Source organism: Pseudomonas sp. KH_021 (genome assembly GCF_057838865.1).
The window spans coordinates 2514463-2531394 of the sequence record NZ_CM174477.1; the positions used below are offsets into that span (position 1 = coordinate 2514463).

The 16932-nt window shown below is 58.9% G+C and carries 12 protein-coding genes and 4 pseudogenes; 11 read left to right on the top strand and 5 right to left on the bottom strand.

Translation table 11 applies throughout. The annotated features are described in order from the left end of the window. Positions 1–233: 233 nt before the first annotated feature. Positions 234–1121, bottom strand: coding sequence for a LysR substrate-binding domain-containing protein (locus tag AC3IX4_RS11745; protein WP_489260685.1), 888 nt, complete (start codon positions 1119–1121; stop codon positions 234–236). A 132-nt stretch (positions 1122–1253) separates the two neighbouring features. Here AC3IX4_RS11745 and AC3IX4_RS11750 point away from each other — a divergent pair, with 132 nt between their 5' ends. The 7 genes and pseudogenes from AC3IX4_RS11750 to AC3IX4_RS11780 all read left to right on the top strand — a co-directional run bounded on the left by AC3IX4_RS11750 (position 1254) and on the right by AC3IX4_RS11780 (position 10588). After that, on the top strand, positions 1254–3032 hold the full coding sequence (locus AC3IX4_RS11750; protein WP_489260686.1) for an acyl-CoA dehydrogenase family protein: 1779 nt from the start codon (positions 1254–1256) through the stop codon (positions 3030–3032). Positions 3033–3097: 65 nt separating this feature from the next. Next, complete coding sequence (locus AC3IX4_RS11755; RefSeq protein ID WP_489260687.1) at positions 3098–4267, top strand: CaiB/BaiF CoA transferase family protein; 1170 nt, start codon at positions 3098–3100, stop codon at positions 4265–4267. A 136-nt stretch (positions 4268–4403) separates the two neighbouring features. Next, positions 4404–5852 (top strand): MFS transporter, encoded by a 1449-nt coding sequence (locus AC3IX4_RS11760; RefSeq protein WP_489260688.1) that lies wholly within the window; start codon positions 4404–4406, stop codon positions 5850–5852. Positions 5853–5938: 86 nt separating this feature from the next. Further along, positions 5939–6247, top strand: a pseudogene (locus AC3IX4_RS11765) (enoyl-CoA hydratase-related protein); the annotation flags it as partial. A gap of 14 nt (positions 6248–6261) precedes the next feature. Beyond that, positions 6262–7794 (top strand): 3-hydroxyacyl-CoA dehydrogenase, encoded by a 1533-nt coding sequence (locus tag AC3IX4_RS11770; RefSeq protein ID WP_489260689.1) that lies wholly within the window; start codon positions 6262–6264, stop codon positions 7792–7794. A gap of 34 nt (positions 7795–7828) precedes the next feature. Then, entirely contained in the window at positions 7829–9034 is a 1206-nt protein-coding gene (locus tag AC3IX4_RS11775) for a 3-oxoadipyl-CoA thiolase (protein ID WP_489260690.1), read from the top strand. Positions 9035–9262: 228 nt separating this feature from the next. Further along, positions 9263–10588, top strand: coding sequence for an OprD family porin (locus AC3IX4_RS11780; protein WP_489260691.1), 1326 nt, complete (start codon positions 9263–9265; stop codon positions 10586–10588). A 58-nt stretch (positions 10589–10646) separates the two neighbouring features. Here AC3IX4_RS11780 and AC3IX4_RS11785 read toward each other — a convergent pair. After that, positions 10647–10805, bottom strand: a pseudogene (locus AC3IX4_RS11785) (MFS transporter); the annotation flags it as partial. Between the two features lie 325 nt (positions 10806–11130). Between AC3IX4_RS11785 and AC3IX4_RS11790 the strand changes: the two are divergent. The 4 genes from AC3IX4_RS11790 to AC3IX4_RS11805 are packed head-to-tail and all read left to right on the top strand — an operon-like array spanning position 11131 to position 15204. Further along, entirely contained in the window at positions 11131–12843 is a 1713-nt protein-coding gene (locus tag AC3IX4_RS11790) for an FAD-dependent monooxygenase (RefSeq protein WP_489260692.1), read from the top strand. After that, entirely contained in the window at positions 12840–13022 is a 183-nt protein-coding gene (locus tag AC3IX4_RS11795; RefSeq protein ID WP_489260693.1) for a DUF2783 domain-containing protein, read from the top strand. Before AC3IX4_RS11790 ends, AC3IX4_RS11795 begins: the two co-directional genes overlap by 4 nt. A gap of 41 nt (positions 13023–13063) precedes the next feature. After that, positions 13064–14389: an MFS transporter gene (locus AC3IX4_RS11800; RefSeq protein ID WP_489260694.1), complete on the top strand. Its 1326-nt coding sequence runs from the start codon at positions 13064–13066 to the stop codon at positions 14387–14389. After that, on the top strand, positions 14386–15204 hold the full coding sequence (locus AC3IX4_RS11805) for a helix-turn-helix transcriptional regulator (protein ID WP_489260695.1): 819 nt from the start codon (positions 14386–14388) through the stop codon (positions 15202–15204). Before AC3IX4_RS11800 ends, AC3IX4_RS11805 begins: the two co-directional genes overlap by 4 nt. Positions 15205–15478: 274 nt before the next feature. Here the strand turns inward: AC3IX4_RS11805 and AC3IX4_RS11810 are convergent, their stop codons facing one another. The 3 genes and pseudogenes from AC3IX4_RS11810 to AC3IX4_RS11820 form a co-directional block, all read right to left on the bottom strand. Then, complete coding sequence (locus AC3IX4_RS11810) at positions 15479–15955, bottom strand: iron chelate uptake ABC transporter family permease subunit (protein WP_489260696.1); 477 nt, start codon at positions 15953–15955, stop codon at positions 15479–15481. Positions 15956–16030: 75 nt separating this feature from the next. Continuing rightward, positions 16031–16576: pseudogene (locus tag AC3IX4_RS11815) on the bottom strand (integrase domain-containing protein); the annotation flags it as partial. An 84-nt stretch (positions 16577–16660) separates the two neighbouring features. Then, positions 16661–16774: pseudogene (locus tag AC3IX4_RS11820) on the bottom strand (sigma 54-interacting transcriptional regulator); the annotation flags it as partial. Positions 16775–16932 lie beyond the last annotated feature (158 nt).

The window sequence follows — 16932 nt, forward strand, 5'->3', positions numbered from 1 at the left end:
TTCCCACACTCTGCTATCGGACGACTTTGTTGTGCTGTGCTTGCAAATAGCATCCCGTCTCCAGCGTTCGATGGCAATCCTTTTACTGGGCGGTTGTCGAGGAAAGGTTCCATGCCTGGAACGCAAAAAACATCCAGCTACCTGTTTTTATAGGGGCTTTATAGAGGTTATTAAACGTCGTTGGGCCCCCCGGTCAGCTACTTTGGTCGGTTGCTGTGGAAAATTGATCGATCCTACGCCAAGTTATCCTCAGCTATTTGATTCAGCAGCCACTCCGTAAAAGCCCGAAGTTCAGGATCGTCGTTCAGGCGAGACTGGTGCTGGAGCACGAACCATCTTTTCGTGGGGCGAGTCTTGGGATGGGCAAAAACCAGCGTACCACGCTGGATTTCTGGGCGTATGAGCGCCTCGATTGCGATAGTAAAACCGAGCCCCTGTATAGCGGCCTCAATGGCGAGATCGGTGCTCTCGAAGCTGCTTCCTCCATCCGCCGAGATTGACCGGAATCCTGCATGATCTAGCCAGCGCCGCCAGTCGTCCGGGCGAGGCCTGGCATGTAATAAGTGCGCTTTTGCGAAATCGGGTGAACCATCGGGCAGAAGTGCTGGAGCGCATACGGGCACAGTGGAGATGGGTATCAGCCGATGGGTGACCAGTCCTGTTTTTGGGGTGCCATCCGAGACCGCGATGACGGCGTCATAGCGGGAAGGTACGAGATCAAGCGGATTACGGCTGGTGTGCAGATCAATTTGGATCTCCGGCAAACACGCTTGTAATGCATTCCAGCGAGGCAAAAGATAGCTCGATGTGAAATAGCCATAGGCGCCCACCGACAGTCGTCTCGGACGACGTAGGCCCACCCCTCGCGTTGCCTCGGCAATCCGGTCAAATATCTCTCCTAGCTCTTCTGCTAGCGTCGCCCCGACCTCTGTGAGCTCGACGCCTTTCGCCCGTCGAAGAAATAAGGGCACCTTCATCTTGTCCTCGAGTTCACGCACTTGGCGGCTGATAGCACCAGGCGTTACGGACAACTCTTCCGCCGCTCGAGTCATGGAGTGGTGGCGCGCCGCAGCTTCAAATGCGCGCAGGGCGTGGAGAGGGGGGAGATTACGTTTGGTCATGTGTTGAGTATTACTCAATTTGGTATGCGTTTAAATCGTTTGTTGTTGCGTTTTTGTAAAGGGTACTTTTGGGGCGCTGGGACCGCTTCAGTAACAGGGACCGGCTAATAAGACACTACCGGAGGAACCCATATGAATGAAGCTGCCCAACATACAGTACGCGTAACCCGCGCGGCGACCGCGTCTCGTTCCAGGGACCTTGCTCCCGATTGCCGTGGTCTGAACTTTTATGACATTGACCACGGAATGCGCAGCCTCCTGCCACTTTATATGGACGCTTCGCTGCTCACTCATCTCGAGCCGCATCTTTCGGAGCTTGGTCAGCTATCCGGAGGTCGTCTCGGGGAGCTGGCGGACACCGCCGACCGCCACGGGCCTGAATTGCACCAACGTGACCGACTGGGGCGCGACGAGGAATGGGTCGAGTTTCACCCGGCCTACCGTGAAATGGAAACGCTGGCGTACAGCCGTTTTGGCATGCATGCCATGACCAATCGCCCGGGCGTTCTGGGCTGGCCCGAGAAGATGCCCGCCATTGCGAAGTACGTTTTTCATTATCTCTTCAGCCAGGCGGAGTTCGGCCTGCTGTGTCCGGTTAACCTCACTGACAGCTCCTCGGACCTTGTGCATCGCTTTGGCACAGAGGAACTGAAATCGCGTTACCTCGACAAGCTCTGGTCGCAGGACATGAGTGAGCTGTTGAAATGCTCCCAGTTCATGACCGAAAAGGCTGGTGGGTCGGACATCGGGCGATCGGACCTTACGGCTGTGCGTGAAGGCAGGCACTGGCGGCTTTGGGGGGAGAAATGGTTCTGCTCCAACGTCGACGCGGATCTTGCTGTGTTGCTGGCACGCCCCGAGGGTGGAGCAGAGGGCAGCCGGGGGCTCGGGCTTTTCCTGATGCCCAAAGTTCTTGAAGACGGAACCCGCAACGGCTATCGCATTCGGCGACTGAAAGACAAGCTGGGCAGTAAATCCATGGCCAGCGGCGAGATCGTCTTTGAAGGCGCTTTGGCCTATTGCCTTGGCGATCTCGACCAAGGCTTGAAACAGATGTTGGTCATGGTGAACTCCTCGCGCATTTCGCATCTGACACGAGCCGCAGGGATGATGCGGCGCTGCCTGAACGAGGCATTGGTCGCTGTGCGGCATCGCAACGCCTTTGGCCGTACCGTGATCGACCATCCTCTGATGCGTAGGCAATTGATGAAGTTGATGGTCCCGACAGAGCAGGCGCTTTCGGCGACGCTCTACGCGGCATCCGTCTCCGGCGACCCTTCTGAGAAAGCAACAAATCTGCTGAGGATTCTGACGCCGATATTCAAGTACCGCGCTTGCCGGGACAACGTGCCAGTGGCAACAGGAGCCATGGAGGCTCGCGGCGGCAACGGCTACATAGAGGATTGGCCGAATGCCCGGTTGGTCCGAGACGCGCACCTGGGATTGATCTGGGAAGGAACCAGCAACATCAATGCGCTGGATGCGATTCAACGCGCAGTAGCCAAGAAACAAGCGCACCGCGCGCTGCGCGAAGATCTAGCGTGCCGTATCGAAGAAGCCTCGTTACCGAGCCAGTTCCGGGAAAAGCTTTCCAGCGCGGTGGAGCAAGCGATCCGCTTTGCCGAGGAGGTGGGTGCTGCGCCTGAACATGAGCGCTTCATACGGGAAGCAGCGAGCCAACTTTATCACGCCACCACTGCAACGTTACTCGCAACAGAGGGGCGGCAACTCGGCGCAGCAGGTGGTGATGCTCGACGACTCCTCTTGTCTCGCTTTGTACTCGAACACCGCATGCAACAGAGACCCACCTCAAACCTATCCGCTGCGGACTGGGAAGAAGAGGCGATCACGCTTCTTCTCTCTGAGTCACCGGTTTCCCTGGAGATAGCAGAGCATTTGGTTCAAGCCTGACGCTAAGCGGGTCGTCCACCTCGACGGCCCTCTCTAGGTAATTTGCGGTGAAGTAGGAGCTTGAAATGCAAAATAATACGAGGCAAACGGTGCAATCACACGGCCCGATGACAGGCGTACGTATTGTCGACATGACTTCGGTAGGCATGGGGCCATATGCCACGCAGATTCTGGGAGACATGGGGGCTGAAGTCATCAAGGTTGAAGCGCCTGAAGGCGACATTTTCCGACATCCAGCACCGATAAAGTCCGAAGGTATGTCGGCTGTGTTTCTCAACCTGAATCGAAACAAGCGCAGTATTACACTTGACGTAAAGCAGGCTGATGACCGCGCTCGGTTGCTTGCGTTGATCGATGGTGCGGATGTGTTCGTGTCCAATATCCGTCCTCAAGCATTAACACGGCTTGGGCTCGACTCCGACAGCCTGCTGAAACGCAACCCGCGCCTCATCTATTGTGCCGCAGTAGGATTTGGGCAAGACGGCCCCTATGCAGGGCGTCCGGCTTTTGACGATATCATTCAAGCCATGTGTGGACTTGCGTCGCTGCAAGGCCGTGACGATGGTACGCCACGCTATGTAAAAACGATCATGGCAGACAAAGTGGCAGGTTTGACACTGGCCTATGCCATCCCAATGGCACTGTATGAGCGTGAACATTCTGGGAAAGGGCAGGCGATCGAAGTACCTATGTTTGAAACGCTTTCCTCCTTTGTATTGGTCGAACACTTGGGCGGCCACACATTTCGCCCGCCTATCGCACCGATGGGGTATCCGCGAGTGCTGGCCCCCGACCGACGCCCCTATCGCACAGCGGACGGTTTCATCGCACTACTGCCGTATACCGATGGCCAATGGCAACGGTTCTTCTCCTGTGCTGGACGAGACGACCTGGCCAGCGATGCTCGGTTTGCGACTGCAATGGCACGGACGAAGCATTACGACGCTCTTTATGCCGAGCTCTCAGCCATTGTGGAAACGCGCAGGACCGCTGACTGGCTTGAAGTACTGGCGGGAGAAGATATACCCCACTCCCGGATTGCGACGCTGGAAGATTTGTTGGAAGACCCCCATCTTGCGGCGACGGGGCTATTTCGCAACGAGCAACACCCCACTGAAGGTGAAATTGTCACTCTTGCGCCAACTGTACGCTTTGGGCGTACCCCAGCGACCTTGCGCCATGCGGCGCCAACACAGAACAGTGACGGTAATTTTGCATGGAATGCTGATCGGTGAAGGGGTGCGGTCGAAGTTCTGGTTACTTTGGTACGCCATGCAATCCCGTGCTCGATTATTCTGATCAGTATCCCAAGGGGTTGTTGTAACGGGTATTGGCAAATCATATACAAATAAAAATAAGCAGGTATTAACTATGAATGCCCAAGAAGTTGCTGCCCATAAAAAAGCCCGTAAAGCGGGAATCGCCTCATTCATTGGTACGACAATAGAGTGGTATGACTTCTATGTTTATGGCATTGCTGCGGCATTGGTTTTTGGCAAAGTATTCTTTCCTGCCGACCTTCCGCCAGGCACCGCTACCATGTTGTCCTTCCTCACACTGTGGGCCGGGTTTGTCGCGCGGCCGATAGGCGGGATCATCTTCGGGCACCTAGGCGACAAAATCGGCCGCAAGACCACCCTCGTTATCACGCTGGTCATGATGGGGGTGGCCACCACCTGCATCGGCCTGCTGCCCACTTACCTGCAGATAGGCATCTGGGCCCCGATTGCCCTGGTGGTCCTGCGCATGATCCAGGGTATCGCCGTCGGTGGTGAATGGGGTGGCGCCGTTCTCATCGCCAGCGAAAACGCGCCCAAGGGCAAGGGCATCATGTATGCCGCCTTCGCCCAGCAAGGCTCTCCCTCCGGTAACCTGCTCGCGACCCTGGTGTTTTTCGGGCTGAGTGCCCTTCCGGTAGCGGACTTCATGCTGTGGGGCTGGCGCATTCCGTTCCTGCTGTCCGCTGCGCTGGTGATCGTCGGTATGGTTATTCGGCTCAAGCTTGAAGAGTCGGATGACATGAAGCGTCTTATGAAGCAGAAGAAAACCGCCAAGCTGCCGATTGTGGAAGTGCTGCGCGACCATTGGAAAATTGTGCTGCTCAGTGCGGGTGTATTGCCGATCATTCATGTCACTTACTTCAAGAATACCTTTGCGTTGTCCTGGGCCACTAAAGAGTTGGGTTACGCACAAAGCACCTTCCTCAGCATGCTTGTTATCGCCTTGGTCGTGCAGTTCATTGTCCAGCCCTTCGGCGCATTGCTGGCCACGAAGATCGACATGCGCAAGGCCGTCGCCATGATGATCATTCCGGAGTTGATCCTCATGCCGGCGATGTTCTTCGCAGTGGAATCCAAGGTCTACTGGATTGCGGTGCTCGGCATGTGCCTGGCCACTATTCCGCACTCAATGTTTCACGGCGCCGTGGGCGGCATCCTGGCACGCGCTTTCCCGACCAAGGTGCGCTATAGCGGCTTATCGATCTCCTACCAGCTCTGTTCGTTGCTGGTCGGCGGCGCGACACCGATATTGGCACAAGGCATTCTCAACTCAACCGGCAGTATCATCGGCGTTGCAATAGCTTCAGCCTCCTATGCGCTGGTGTCTCTAATATGCATGCTCCTGCTGCTCAAGCGTATCGGCCATACGGCCTCGGATCTCTCTACCGCAGAACAGGCGGATGCCGATGAGTTCGCCAGAGAGAACTTAAACCCCTCTCATGCGGATAAGAAAAGAGAGGATCAAAGTTCTTCGGGTCTCTTGGGCACTGGACCGACTGTTCGCACAGATCTTGCGCCGAACACCTCCTCCTCGTTCTGACATTAACGCTCACGATAGGTAAGCGGCTGGCTGAGTCATTTATTTGAACAGCCAGCCAAGAGCAATAAAGCGAAGCAGGAGAGCTCATGAGCTTTAACCCCGTTTGTCCTGAACCCATGGTTTTGCTGGAGCAGCCCGCGCCGGGCGTGGCGCTGCTGCGACTCAATCGTCCCAAGGCGCGCAATGCTCTGAACATGGCGTTGCGCGAGGAACTGGCTGGACATTTTCGCCGACTCGATGAGTGTGTCGATACCCGCGTCATCATTCTCACCGGCAGCGACACGGTATTTGCCGCTGGCGCGGACCTCGGCGAGTTGGTCGACGCCACGGTGATGGACGTGTATGCACGGCACGCCGAGCGCCATTGGCAAGCCATTTCTGCGTGTCGCAAACCGGAGTACATCGGTCAATGAGTCCACCATCATTGCAACGCATCGGTGTAGTCGGGACTGGCGCCATGGGGCAGGGCATCGCCCAGATCATGGCCCAGGCCGGGTTGAACGTCTTACTGTTCGATGCTCGCGAAGGTGCTGCGAGTTCGGCGCGAGAGCAACTGGCGGCGACCTTCGCCAAGTTGCAAGAGAAGGGCCGGATCATCCCGCAAGCAGCCAGCGAGGCGCTGGAGCATTTGCAGGTGGTCAATAGCCTGGAAGCCCTGGTTGACTGCCAATTGGTGGTCGAGGCGATCGTCGAGAACTTCGAGGTCAAGCAGGGTCTGTTCCGGCAACTGGATGAGTTGCTCGATGCAACGACCGTGCTGGCGAGCAATACCTCATCTCTGTCGATCACCGCGATCGCTTCCGTCTGCAAGCACCCTGAGCGTGTCGCCGGGCTACATTTTTTCAACCCGGTACCGCTGATGCGCCTGGTCGAAGTGATCGGCGGTATCGCAACTCGACCTGAAGTCATCGAGCAACTCCAGGCGCTGGTCAAACGCATCGGTCATTACCCGGCCATTTCCAAAGACTCACCGGGGTTCATCGTTAACCACGCAGGTCGAGCCTTCGGCACCGAGGCGTTGCGCATGCTCAGTGAGGGCGTAGCACCGGTGGCGTTGATTGACGCGGTACTGCGCGACGGTGCCGGCTTTCGCATGGGGCCGTTCGAGTTGCTGGACCTGATCGGCCTGGATGTCAGCCTGCCGGTGATGGAGTCGGTGTATCGACAGTTCTATGAAGAGCCCCGTTACCGGCCCCATCCACTGCTGCAACTGATGAAAGCGGGCGGGCACCTGGGGCGCAAGAGCGGCCAGGGGTTTTATCGGTACGAAGAAACGGGCGCCGCGCCGCGCTGGGTTCAGCCTGTGCCGCAGTGTCCACAGCTGCCGCCTGTGTGGGTGGCGGGCGATGATGACATTGGTCGCACGCGCCTGTTGGCCTTGCTTGAGCAACTGGGCGCCGAGATCGAGCGCGGCCCGCGCCCGTCCGTCGAAGCCTTGTGCGTGCTGGCCTCGCTGGGTGACGACACCGCCGAATCGGCCCTGCGTCACGGCACAGACCCCGCGCGCACCGTGGCGATCGATACCTTGCTGGAACTCGATAGCCTGCGGTGCCTGATGGTCAGCCCGGCGACCCGAATGGACATGCAGAATGCTGCCCATGCGCTGTTCAGCGCCGATGGCGGCACGGTGGCGATGATCCGTGACAGTTGCGGTTTCATCGTCCAGCGCACCCTGGCCTCGATCGTCAACCTGGCCTGCGATATCGCTCAGCAGGGCATCGCCTCGGTCGCCGACATCGATATGGCGGTGCGCCTGGGCCTGGGTTATCCGCAGGGGCCGCTGGCATGGGGCGACCAGTTGGGCGCTGCGCGCCTGCTGCACATTTTGGAACGTATGCATGCACTGACCGGTGACCCACGTTACCGCCCTAGCAGCTGGCTGCGCAGACGGGCACGCCTGGGAATGTCCCTGTGCCAGCCAGAAAACCCGATGCCGGCCTGAGTCGATTCAACCCTTACTTATCGAGAGCTTTATCATGTCTGATGCCTATATCTACGATGGTCTGCGTTCCCCCTTCGGTCGCCACGGCGGTGCCTTGGCCAGCGTGCGCCCGGATGACCTGCTGGCCAGCGTGGTCCGTGCCTTGGTGGCGCGTAACCCGTTTGCCGCGCAGGACTATGAAGACCTGATCGCCGGTTGCACCAGCCAGGCCGGCGAGGATGCGCGCAACCTGGCGCGTCACGTCGCCCTGCTGGCAGGCCTGCCAACGGCCGTTGGCGGTTTGACCGTCAACCGCCTGTGCGGCTCCGGCCTGGCCGCTGTGCTGGATGCTGCCCGCGCCGTGCGGGCCGGCGAAGGCGAGCTGTTTATTGCCGGCGGTGCCGAGAGCATGAGTCGTGCACCCTTTGTGGTCGCCAAGGCGGAAAGCGCCTATTCCCGCGACTTCCGGGTCTTCGACAGCAGCATCGGCGCACGCTTCCCCAACCCTAGGGTTGAGTCTGAATTCGGCGCCGACTCGATGCCGGAGACGGCCGACAACGTCGCCCGTGAGCTGGGTATCAGCCGCGAAGACGCCGACACTTATGCTGCCCGCAGCCAGGCACTGTTCGAAGCAGCGGTGCAGGACGGGTTCCATGCCGGTGAAATCTTGCCGATCGAGGTGCCGCAGGGACGTAAGCAGCCACCGAAGATAGTCGAGTGCGACGAGCATCCGCGTCCGGAAAGCAACTTCGAAGCACTGTCGCGCTTGCGCCCGCTGTTTGAAGACGGCGTGGTCACGGCTGGCAACGCCTCAGGGATCAACGATGGCGCAGCCGCACTGCTGATCGGCTCACGCGCCATCGGTGAACAATACGGCCTCAAGCCGCGTGCGCGGATTCTGGCGGGTGCTGTGGCCGGTGTCGAGCCGCGCCTGATGGGTCTTGGCCCGGTGCCTGCCTGCACCAAGGCCCTGCAACGCGCCGGCCTGAGCCTGGCCGACATGGACCTGATCGAAATCAACGAGGCGTTTGCCGCGCAAGTGCTGGGTTGTGCCAAACAGCTCGGCCTGGCCTTCGATGATCCGCGCCTGAACCCCAATGGTGGGGCCATTGCCGTCGGTCACCCGCTCGGTGCCTCCGGTGCTCGCCTGGCCTACAGCGCAGTGCGCCAACTGGAGCGCAGCAACGGGCGCTACGCCTTGGTCAGCTTGTGCATTGGCCTAGGCCAGGGCATTGCCTGCGTCATCGAACGCCTCGACTGACCAAACACCAAACTTACGAATTCGGAGCACTGTCCATGGCACGACGTGCATGCGTTGATCCTGGGTCGTGCACAGACCGGTATCCAGGCGTTTTTCTAATCGTCGCTCAATCCGGCTATTCAGCCAGCGTTTAAAGGTGTGAGCGGGCCTGAGCCCGCCCGCACTGCAACAACACCCTTGAACAAATAATAAAAAAGGGCGTGCAAGCGCCCATGGGGAACCTTTGCCATGAAAAGACCTTCAACTTTGAAATGCCTGGCGCTGGGCGCCTTGGCCAGCTCCATCGGCCAGGCCGCGCATGCCGACTTCATCAAAGACAGTCACGCCAATCTGGCCTTGCGCAACCTGTACTTCAACAGTGACTTTCGCGACCAACCCGGCCCTGCCGGACAGAGCAAAACCGCGGAATGGGCCCAAGGGTTCATGCTCAATTACACCTCAGGCTTCACTGCCGGGATCCTGGGTTTCGGTGTAGATGCCATGGCTCTGCAGGGTGTGAAACTGGACGGTGGCGCTGGTGATCATCGCGGCAGTAGCATGATCCCCGATGACGGCACGGGTGCCGCCGACCAGTGGAGCCGTCTGGGCGTGACCGGCAAGGCCCGCTTGGGCAAGACCGAGGTCCGCCTGGGTACATTGACCCCAAAACTGCCGATCCTGGTGTCCAGTGACAGTCGCCTGCTACCGCAGACATTCGAGGGGGCACAACTCACCAGCAATGCCACCGACAACCTGACGCTGACCGCTGGCCGCCTGGAACATGCCACAGGACGGGCTTCCACTGACCGTACCGGTCTGGCGGTCACAGGCGGGACTCGCGAGAGTAATGAGTTTGTGTTTGCCGGAGCCGATTACAAAGTCACCAAGGACCTGCTCGTTCAGTACTATGCGGCCAACCTTGAGGACTACTACACCCAGCAGTTCTTAGGTTTGCAACATACATTCGCCCTGAGCGAAGGCCAGTCGATCAAGACCGACCTGCGCTACTTCGACACCGGCTCAAGTGGCGCTAACGGCTCTGCCCGTGGCCTCGCCGAGGGTTACCGCGCCAGCGGCTATACCCAGAATAATTCCGGCGAAATCGACAACCGTACCTGGAGTGCGATGTTCACCTATACCCTCGGCGGCCATGCGCTGACGGGCGGCTACCAAAGCGTTTCCGATGGCAGCAACTTCGTTCAGCTCAATCAGGGCTCCTTGCCAGACAAAGGTGCCGCTGGCGGGAGTCTCTACCTGTACACCGACCGCCTGCTCACCAGTTTCAACCGTGCTGGCGAGCGCACCTGGTTCGGTCAGTACGCCTACGACTTCGCCGCGTTGGGCGTTCCAGGCCTGCGTGCCTCAATGATCTATCTCGAGGGCGACAGCATCAAGACCACTTACGGCGTTGAACAGACGGAGTGGGAGCGCGATCTGGCGCTGGACTACGTCATCCAGGAGGGTCTGTTCAAGGGTGTCGGCTTGGGTTGGCGTAATGCCTCACTGCGCTCGCAGATTGCTCCCGCTCAAGACCAGAACCGCCTGATTGTCAGTTACACCCTGGCACTGTTCTGACTGCCCGGCTTGCCACCTCGTGCGTGGCATGGGGTGTGAACCGCCGGGGTCTCGATGGTCAGGTTTCGCGTCGTACCACGACCAACCCCATGATGACGGCGGCCGCCAACATTCCCGCTGTCATGAAGATATACGCAGCTCCCTGATTGCCGGTCAGGCCAATCAGGTAACCGACTATCCACGAATCACTGCCCAGCGCGAGTGGCCCCCATCGGTTGGATTTGAATGGGCTCGCGGGTGGTGGCGCTGTAGTTCAGATCTTTATTGTCCTCGATGTTGAGTACCAGATCTGCAGCGTTGAACGGATGTGAACGTCGCGCTCCCTTTGGGAAAGGCGACGTTTTGCTGTCTCCTGGCGGGAGCCGGTTGCTATAGCACTCGCAGCACCGAGCGCACCTCCGGTTGGCGGTTTTTTCAGTAGTTGAACATTGCACGCTCCAGAAAGATGTCCTCTTCAGGGGACACTCCCCTGAGCGCCTGGGTTTAGAGTGGCTCAAGACAAAACCTGTCCCCGATAACAATAAACCGGGAGCTGCCGGACCATGCATCAGCCTCAAGTCGTACCCCATCAATCCCTGTATTTCCCCTATCAGGTTTATCCTGCTTTCGTGCCGTCTCCAGGCATCCTCAATCGCTCGCCCGTGGTGATTGTGGGCGCCGGCCCCATTGGCCTGACGCTGGCGCTCGAACTGGCGCGCTACGGTGTCCGAAGTACCATTCTGGCGGCTGAGCAGCAAGTCTGTGAAGGCAGCCGCGCGATTGTTTTTACCCGCCGTTCCATGGAGATTTTCCAGCAAGTGGGGGTGTCAGAGGCGGTGACCGAGCAGGGGCTGCCCTGGCGTTTCGGCAATTCCTACTACCGCGGCCAGCGGGTTTTTCGTATGGAAGCACCGGTCGACGAGCACGATCGTTTTGCGCCGATGACCAACTTGCAACAGCAGTACCTCGAGCAACATCTGGTGGATGCCGCCCAGGCACAGCCGTTGATCGAAGTGCGTTGGGGCAATAAAGTCATCGATATCGAGCAAGGCGTCGATCGTGCCGTGTTGCAAGTCGATACCCCGGGCGATACCTATGCCCTGGAGGCCGACTGGGTGGTGGCCGCCGATGGCGCCCGCTCCGGACTGCGCTCGTTGCTGGGGCTCAAGCTTGAAGGAGCGTCCTATGAAGGGCGGTTCGTGATTGCCGACATCCGCATCAAGCTCGACCTGCCGACTGAACGCCTGGCGTTTTTCGATCCCTCCTGGAACCCCGGCAACACCGTGTTGATGCACCGCGAGCCCGGCGATATCTGGCGCATCGATTATCAGTTGCCCGTGGACGAAACGCCCGAGCAGGCGCTGCACCCCGACTCCTTGCGTGAGCGTATTGATGCGCAACTGGCGATGCTCGGCGTCGAGAACCCGGTATGGGAGCTGGATTGGAGTTCGGTGTATTCAGCCCGGGCGCTGACCCTGGCGCAGTACATCAATAACCGTGTGATTTTTGCCGGAGACGCGGCGCATCTGTTACCGATTTTCGGCGTGCGCGGTGCCAATACCGGGTTCCAGGATTGCCACGACTTGGGCTGGAAACTGGCCCTGCACATCAAAGGCCTGGCCGGTGCCGGACTGCTGGCTTCTTACAGTGACGAACGAGTCAAGGCTGCTCGGGAAATCATTGAGGAGGCAGGCAAGAGCACGCGATTCATGGCGCCTCCCAGTCGCGGCTATCGACTATTACGTGATGCGGTGCTGTCGCTGTCATTGACTCGGGAGTTCGTGCGCCCGTTGTATCACTGGCGGACCTCAAGGGCTCACGACTACGCCGATTCGCAACTTAACGCGGTGGACGACGATAACCTGCTGTTCACCGGCGGGCCACGCAATGGTGCGCCGTTGCTCAATGTACGTCTGGCCGAGCAGCGCTATTTGTTCGACGAACTGGCGCCCGCCTATCACTTGATTTGCTTCACTGATGCGGCGGTACTCGATACTGAAGTTGTCGCCCAGGTCCAGGCCCTGCGCCGCCAGGGACTGCCGATACAAGTGATCGCGATCGCCATGAATGGGGTTGCTCAGGTGCAACACGCCGACCTGACCCTGTCCGATACCGACAATCTGTTCAGCACGCGTTATGGCGTGCAGCACGCAGGCGCCGCCTATCTGGCGCGCCCGGACCAGCATGTCTGCGCGCGCTGGCTGCATCTGGATGGTGAGCGTTTACGCCATGGATTAAACCAGGCCCTTGGCCACAACGGGAGTAACCACCCATGAGTCAGTCAATGAACGTGGCAGACCTCGAGCGCGTCTATGATCGGCTCGCGGAGGCGATTGATCGTACGGGTAACGACAGTGAGTTGTTCCTGGTTAAACTGGCGCTGCTGGCGGCCGAGGTACTGAACGATGCCGAGCGTTTCGACGCACTGATCGAGTGCGCCATGCAGGACCTGTAAAACCTTGCGTCAGCCAATAATTACAAAAACAGGATCACACTATGCCATCCCGTCCTGCTGTGGCCCCTGGCGAGGAGGCCGGCGCTCATCCGCCGGTCATTGCCAAAGTCTCCAAACGCCTGCTGTGGTTTCTCTTCATCTGCTTCGTCTTTTCGTTTCTGGACCGTATCAATATCGGCTTTGCCGGTCTGACGATGATGGACGACCTGGGCTTGAGCAGTACCCAGTTCGGCATGGCAACGACGATTTTCTACCTGGCCTACATCGCATGCGGCATCCCCAGCAACATGGTCCTGGCGAAACTCGGCGCCCGTCGCTGGATCGGCAGCCTGATGATTGCCTGGGGTGTGGCCTCGACCGCCACCCTGTTTGCGCATGACGCGGCCAGCCTGTATTGGTTGCGTGCGTTGGTAGGTATCACCGAGGCAGGGTTTCTGCCCGGCGTGCTGTTGTATATGACGTTCTGGTTTCCGGCGGCGTACCGGGCGCGGGCCAATGCGCTGTTCATGATCGCCATGCCGTTTACCGCAGGCTTTGGCTCGGTCTTGTCCGGCGCCATTTTGGGGCTGGATGGCCACTGGGGCCTGGCAGGCTGGCAATGGCTGTTTCTGCTCGAAGGAATGCCCAGCGTCCTACTCGGTCTGGCGGTGTACGGTTATCTGGACGATCAGCCGCGCAAGGCACGCTGGCTGAGCGACGATGAAAAGCTGCAGTTGGCCGAGTTGATGGAGCGGGACCGTCAGGCACCTTCCCCCCACGCTCACTGGGGGCGTGAGTTGCTGTCGCCCGCGGTGATTCTGTTCTGTCTGGTGTACTTTTGCCTGGTCAACACCTTGGCGATGATCGCGGTCTGGACACCGTTGATCGTCAAGAGCTTCAGCGCTGGCCAGAGCAATACGCTGATCGGATTGTTGTCGGCAATTCCGCAAATATGCACCATTATTGGCATGATCCTCTGGGGCCGACACTCGGACCTGACCCAAGAGCGGCGTTGGCACCTGGCGCTGCCGATGCTGCTGGCTGCAGCGGGCTGGTTTTGCACGGCCCTGTCGAGCGAGCCGATCGTGCAACTGGCCGGGGTCTGCATGGCAGCGACGGGTTCCTACACGGCCATGTCGATTTTCTGGACCCTGCCAGATCGCTCATTGAGTTTTCAAGCCAGGGCAGTGGGCATCGCGGTGATCAACGCAGTGGGTAATCTGGGATCGGCTCTTAACCCCTTGGTGGTCGGCTGGCTCAAAGACCTGACCCATACCTATACGGCCGGTTGTCTGTACGCGGCGCTGCTATTACTGGTGGCTGCCATGCTGGTGCGCACACTGCCCCACGAACGCCAACCTTCATCACGCGGGCTGATCCCTGAATGAACCACTGGCCGCTCACCACCGTTTACCACCAGAGCCCATTGACGACGGGGCAAATTGCCCATCTATTGGCTCGGGTTGGCGAGGACTGCCGAACCTGGCTGGCGGCAGAGTTACTGACCCTGGTGAGGGGGGAGATGCCGCTGGCTCAATGTACGATTTTCGCTTATCCGCAAGGCCTGGAGCCGCAGGTGTTGTCGTGTTCCGATCAGGCAAGGCTGGTACAGATATCGCGCATTTCCCGGGATTACGTCGAGCGCTTTCACAGCCTGGACGGCAACCGCCAGGCGATGCTCGGTCATCGGGTGAAACACGGTGGCGCGCGAATCCTGGCTCAGCTTCAGTCAGTCGAAGACATCACCCATCGTGACTATCGGCGGGTCTGCTACGAACAACCGCAAATCTCCCAGCGCATGGCCTTGCTTGATCATCAGGAGGAGGGCGGGGGCTGGCTGTCGATCAACTTCTATCGAGGGCGTGAGCACGGCAACTTCAATCAGCGCGAAATCGAATTTATCGAGTCGGTTGCGCCGTTACTGATTCAAGTCACGCGATTGCACTATCGCGCCTATATCGAAGCCAATCAGATGCCGGCCTTGCTGAGTCAACGCGTCGAGCAGCTCTATCCTGAACTGACTCGTCGGGACCGTGAGCTGCTCAGGCATTTGCTCAGTGGCCTGGGAGCGGAAGACATCGCGCCCCTGATGGGCATCCAGCGCTCAAGCGCCGCTACCTACATCAAGCGGCTTTATCGAAAGGTGGGAATCAGCGGACATCGAGAATTGCTGGGGCTAGTCGTGAGAGGTCGTTGGTCCTGAGCGCCCGTTGAATACTGGACGGGTTGACCAGTACTACACAATGGCACTTCGCCGCCGCTTCATGTTCAGTACTCCGGAAATAACCAAGCGGGTAGGATTGGTCTGACCGTGTTTCAGGCTACCGCAAATCGCTTGGAAGGGCATGTCAGGTAAAAATCGCAGCGCGGCGAGTTGTGCAATAAAGAAAAGCCATCACCCCCTGCGGAGCCCAGTTGGTTTTAACAAAGGATTTACAGCAGTATTCGCCGCCCAGCCGTATGCAGCAGCTCCAGAATCATGGGGATCTCCTAGTCGGTTGGCGAATCAGAGTCCACAAAAGGTAAGGCCCGCCGACCAGTGCGGTGACAACTCCGACCGGGATTTCCAGCGGAGCAAGTATACTGCGCCCGGCCCAGTCGGCGATGATCATCAACAGTGCGCCGTTCAACGCTGCGTTCAATATTGGCACACCACGGGAACCGGCCAGAAATCGGGCCATTTCCGGGGCGGCGAGGGCGATCAGGCCGACGGGGCCTACCACCGCCACGGCCAATGCCGTCAGTACCACGGTCAAGGCCAGCGTCAGTCCTCTAACCCACGCGAGTCGAACGCCCAGCCCACGAGCCACTGCGCTGTTCAGGGCGAGACTGGCCAGCGGACGAGTCAGTGGTACCAGTATAAGCAAGCCCAACAACACGCTCGGCAGGCTCCACAACAGGATTTCGGGGGAGCGACCGGCCACCGCGCCGATCCCCCAGAAGCGGATTGACATTGGTATCGATCTTGCGGGGTATCATAGGTAAATACGGTTCGACCGAAGAACTCTTTTTCATATCGAATGGCTGTCTCATTTCCGACCACCGATGTAGGCCGATACCACGCCGATTCGACCGTGCCCCAGTTCATAGCTGGTTTGGTCTCGGGCCTGCTGATTGAGGTGCTGGTCGATTCGGTAGCAACTGCCACCGTTGATGGGCGCAGGATGATGGGTAATTTGCTCATAGCGTTCGCACGCATAGGCGTCCCGTAATTCGTGAAAGCCTTTCAGATTGTGCGTATGGAGGAGCTCTCGGGCGGGGCGGACGATTCCCCGTTGGAAATCAAGGTGGCTTTCGTCCGGTGCAACAAGGTTGCGGCTACTGTCGGGCGAGACCAGTTCGGCATACCTGAGCGCTTCTCGAATATGATCATCCGCCCAGATCCAACGAGGCGCCGATGAACCTGAGCGGCCACCTTTGGCGCCATCCTGGATGTTGATCTTGCCGAATTGTTCGGCCTCACGTTTTAGGCGTGGAAGGTCGGCCAAAATGGCCTCGCGAAGGCGCATGCCGGTTGCTCGCGCCAACTGCGCAATGGCGGCGGTGTGAGGCTGCCGGTGTTCACAAATCACCTCACAATCCGCTTCACGTTGGAATGCCGTGCGAAATGGCACTCCACTTGACCACTCGTTTGGATTCGAGCTGGCCACCGATTGCATCTCGATTTCGCCAGATTGCAGCGCACGCAGCATGCGGGTCTGGGCACCCATGCTGAGCTCACCGACTTCGTCCAGGAACAATGTCCCGCCGTTGGCCCGCTCGAAGCGCCCACTTAGGCATTGTCGCGGTAATTGAATGTGGTTAATGGCCGATCTTGCAGTTTTGCTGAAAAGCCCGTTCACCGTCAGCGCCTACCAAGGGCTCGGACGCTCTGCTGATAATTCCTCATCGCATATTCGCCAGCGTTGCCTGGCTCTTGAATGAGGACACC

Bases quoted from the DNA above. Each gene is read 5' to 3' on its own strand.
- AC3IX4_RS11745 (WP_489260685.1), bottom strand. From the start codon at position 1,121: ATGACCAAACGTAATCTCCCCCCTCTCCACGCCCTGCGCGCATTTGAA.
- AC3IX4_RS11750 (WP_489260686.1), top strand. From the start codon at position 1,254: ATGAATGAAGCTGCCCAACATACAGTACGCGTAACCCGCGCGGCGACC.
- AC3IX4_RS11755 (WP_489260687.1), top strand. From the start codon at position 3,098: ATGCAAAATAATACGAGGCAAACGGTGCAATCACACGGCCCGATGACA.
- AC3IX4_RS11760 (WP_489260688.1), top strand. From the start codon at position 4,404: ATGAATGCCCAAGAAGTTGCTGCCCATAAAAAAGCCCGTAAAGCGGGA.
- AC3IX4_RS11770 (WP_489260689.1), top strand. From the start codon at position 6,262: ATGAGTCCACCATCATTGCAACGCATCGGTGTAGTCGGGACTGGCGCC.
- AC3IX4_RS11775 (WP_489260690.1), top strand. From the start codon at position 7,829: ATGTCTGATGCCTATATCTACGATGGTCTGCGTTCCCCCTTCGGTCGC.
- AC3IX4_RS11780 (WP_489260691.1), top strand. From the start codon at position 9,263: ATGAAAAGACCTTCAACTTTGAAATGCCTGGCGCTGGGCGCCTTGGCC.
- AC3IX4_RS11790 (WP_489260692.1), top strand. From the start codon at position 11,131: ATGCATCAGCCTCAAGTCGTACCCCATCAATCCCTGTATTTCCCCTAT.
- AC3IX4_RS11795 (WP_489260693.1), top strand. From the start codon at position 12,840: ATGAGTCAGTCAATGAACGTGGCAGACCTCGAGCGCGTCTATGATCGG.
- AC3IX4_RS11800 (WP_489260694.1), top strand. From the start codon at position 13,064: ATGCCATCCCGTCCTGCTGTGGCCCCTGGCGAGGAGGCCGGCGCTCAT.
- AC3IX4_RS11805 (WP_489260695.1), top strand. From the start codon at position 14,386: ATGAACCACTGGCCGCTCACCACCGTTTACCACCAGAGCCCATTGACG.
- AC3IX4_RS11810 (WP_489260696.1), bottom strand. From the start codon at position 15,955: ATGTCAATCCGCTTCTGGGGGATCGGCGCGGTGGCCGGTCGCTCCCCC.